Raw genomic sequence first — 3,015 nt, 5'->3', positions numbered from 1 at the left:
CCTCTTGCCGACGCACGGGTTGCCCTTTGCCCATATCCCGTCCGACGCCGCCAACGGAAAGGCGATGGCGGAGCACATGTTAAGGGATGGACACGGTGGAATCCTCACTGCAACACAGCGCGCGCCGCTGCGCGCCCCGGGCGAGACGCCACGGAAGATCGAACTGTGAGGTGAGGTGTCCCTGTCGAATCGCAATGAAACGCATCTGGGAGCCCTCTGGGCTTACTTGTGATGTTCAGCGTCAGCGTTCTTGGCGCAAATCGGTGGGTGAGTTAGGGCACAGCTCGGCTGTCCCCCCCACATTCCCCTGCTTCCCCACTGTCCTGCGACAGTGCTCGCGCCTGGCCACCAAGGCCCTCAGCTGAAGCGGTTTTCGACGGGCCGGGAGGGGTTCCTTGCGCGTTAGGGCGGCCGGGAGGTCATGGCTGAAGCATCGTCCGGAGGCGGCGTATGGTGTCGGGGCTGTGGCCCTCGAACTGATTGTTGGCGAATATGAAGGCGCGCTGGATTCGTACCTTTGCGGCACCGCGCTCTTTCCGGCGGCGCGGATCGGACCCGACGCGTTTGACCCCTGGGGTTGGCGCGTTCGGCAAACACCCATGGAACGCGACGATGTTGACGCGATGGCCTGGGTCTATAGCTCGGGGCAGCGTGGCACCACAGCAGCCACCCTCGATATTCACACTGGCGCCGACGCCTCAGATCGCCCGCGATGGCAGTGGATCGGCGCCAATGCTCTGCGAATGAGTCTCCTGGAGGCCGCTGCCGAGGAAATCATCCACAGGTGTGACCTCACAGGGCCGTTCGAACGGCGGCGTCCGCTGGGACTTACGGTGATGTGGCAGCGATCAGCCGTTGCGGACATCCCACCGCTCTCGCGCTGGCTGTGAAGATGCGCGCGGGTGTCGGCATGAGCATCGCAGAGAGCGCGGCGGCGACCGTTAGGATTCCCGAGGGATGACGTCCAGCACCAGCGGGCGGCGCGGGGCGCGTGGGCCGACGGTGTAAGCCTTAACCACCGCGCGCGCCGCAGCCGCGGCCTTCGCGCCTCCGTAGACCGTCGCCACAGGCCTGGACTTCTCGACCTTGTCGCCGCGCTTCTTCAGCAGCATCACTCCCCCGCCCGGCCCGGCCTCGCGCATCAGGTTGTGGGCGATTTCGCCGATCGCCTGCGCGTCAATCGCGCGCACCCGGCCGTCGGCGGGGGCACGGACTGCAACCTTCCTCTGGGCCTGCGGCAGCCGCGACGGATCGTCAACGACCGACGGGTCGCCGCCCTGCGCTTCGACCATCGCTCGGAACTTGCCCAATGCCGCGCCACTGGCCAGTGCGTTTTCGAGGCGCCGACGGGCGTCGGTCTCACTGCGCGCGGCCCGCGCGAGCAGAAGCATCCGAGCGGCGAGCGCAAGGCACAGCTCTCGGAGGTCATGCGGCCCATTGCCGCGCAGCGCGGCAATGGCCTCCCCCACTTCCAGCGCATCGCCTACTGCGCACCCGAGCGGCTGGCTCATGTCGGTCACCAGCGCGGCCGTGGGCCGTGATGCGCGGTTCCCGATCTCGACCATGGTGGAGGCAAGTTCCCGCGCGGTCCGGGCGTCCTTCATAAACGCCCCGCCGCCGCATTTCACGTCGAGCACGATGGCGTCCGCGCCTGCGGCCAGCTTCTTGCTCATCACGGAGGACGCGATGAGCGGGATGCTGGCGACGGCGCCGATACGATTGCGCAGGGCATACATGCGCTTGTCCGCCGGGCACATGTCGTCGGATTGCGCGGCGACGGCGAGGCCGATGCGCTTGACTTGGCGCACGAACTGGCGCGTCGTCATGTCGCAGCTCAAGCCCGGGATGGATTCGAGCTTGTCAACCGTGCCGCCGGTGTGGCCGAGCGCGCGCCCCGACATCTTCGCCACGGGCAGGCCGGCCGCGGCAACCAGCGGCGCGACCACGAGCGTCGTCTTATCGCCGACGCCGCCGGTGCTGTGCTTGTCCACCTTGACGCCGGGCACAGAGGACAGATCCACCGCCTTGCCGGTCGCCGCCATCGCCAAGGTCAACGCGGCGGTCTCATCGAGGTCCATGCCGCGGAGATACACCGCCATGAGGAACGCCGCCATCTCCTCTTCACTGACGCGCCCGGCGACGTAGGCGGCGATCAACCAGTCGAGTTCCTCCGCGTCAAGCCGCAGGCCGTCGCGCTTGCGGGCGATGACGTCGAGCGCGCGCAACTCGCGAGGATGTCCTGGGGATGATGACCGCATTCCTGCCCTCCGGAGTGAGCGCAAACGTACACCGCAGCTATACGGCGTTGGGGGCCTGCATCCTGTTGCGCGAGCGCGCGAGGTCAGATGTCTAAAGTCGCTGGCTCCCCGTCGGCCTTTCCCAAGCCCCCGGTGCCGGCTCACCGCCGGCGCAGGTTGATCTCGGCGATCTTCTCAGGGTCAACCTTGGGCCTGCGGTCGTAGGTCATGACGCCGTTGATTTCCTGCTCGATGTCGGTGAGCTGGGTATAGCAGAAGCCCTGCAACTCCTCGATATCCTGAATCGCCGACGTGATGTCGCGGTAGCGGGCGAGGTAGGCTTCCTCGCTCTCCATGTGGGTGCCGTAGGCGACGCGGTCGGCGCCCGCCGGCGCCTCGTAGCCCTTGAGGCTGATGCCTCCGTACTCGCTGACGACAATCGGCTGGCCCATGTAGCTCTTCGCGCGAGCGAAGAACAGGTGCGGCCATCCGCCGCGGTGATTGCTGCGCTCGAACTCCTCCCAGTGCGCCCGCAGATCCTCGCCGCGCTCGGAGTAGTCGTGGATGTCCGCAATATCCGTGAGCGTGTGCATCCAGCCGCTGTTGTCGCAGATCGGCCGGTAGGGATCGAGGCGCTTGGTCAAGTTGTAGATGTGCTCCACGAATTGCTGCTGCGCCACGCCGTCCTGAACTCCGCGAATGCCCCAGCTCTCGTTGAACGGCGTCCAGGCGACGACGCAGGGGTGATTGTAGTCGCGGCGAACCGCCTCGGTCCATT

General features: G+C 66.7%; 3 protein-coding genes. 1 reads left to right on the top strand and 2 read right to left on the bottom strand.

Annotated features, from left to right (window positions below):
• Positions 1–395 precede the first annotated feature (395 nt).
• The gene (locus JSV65_02865) at positions 396–890 is read left to right on the top strand and encodes a hypothetical protein (GenBank protein ID UCH35310.1); all 495 of its coding nucleotides are present in this window, start codon (positions 396–398) and stop codon (positions 888–890) included.
• Between the two features lie 51 nt (positions 891–941).
• Here JSV65_02865 and JSV65_02860 read toward each other — a convergent pair whose 3' ends face one another.
• Positions 942–2,225 carry a thymidine phosphorylase gene (locus tag JSV65_02860; protein ID UCH36681.1) on the bottom strand — a complete coding sequence of 428 codons (1,284 nt, stop codon included), beginning with the start codon at positions 2,223–2,225 and terminating at the stop codon, positions 942–944.
• Between the two features lie 173 nt (positions 2,226–2,398).
• A partial coding sequence (locus tag JSV65_02855; protein UCH35309.1) for a glycoside hydrolase family 2 occupies positions 2,399–3,015 on the bottom strand: 617 nt, incomplete at its 5' end.

The organism is Armatimonadota bacterium (assembly GCA_020354555.1).
GTDB lineage: Bacteria > Armatimonadota > Hebobacteria.
The sequence above is the reverse complement of the archived record's forward strand: the minus strand, read 5'-3'. Positions and strand labels throughout refer to the sequence as shown.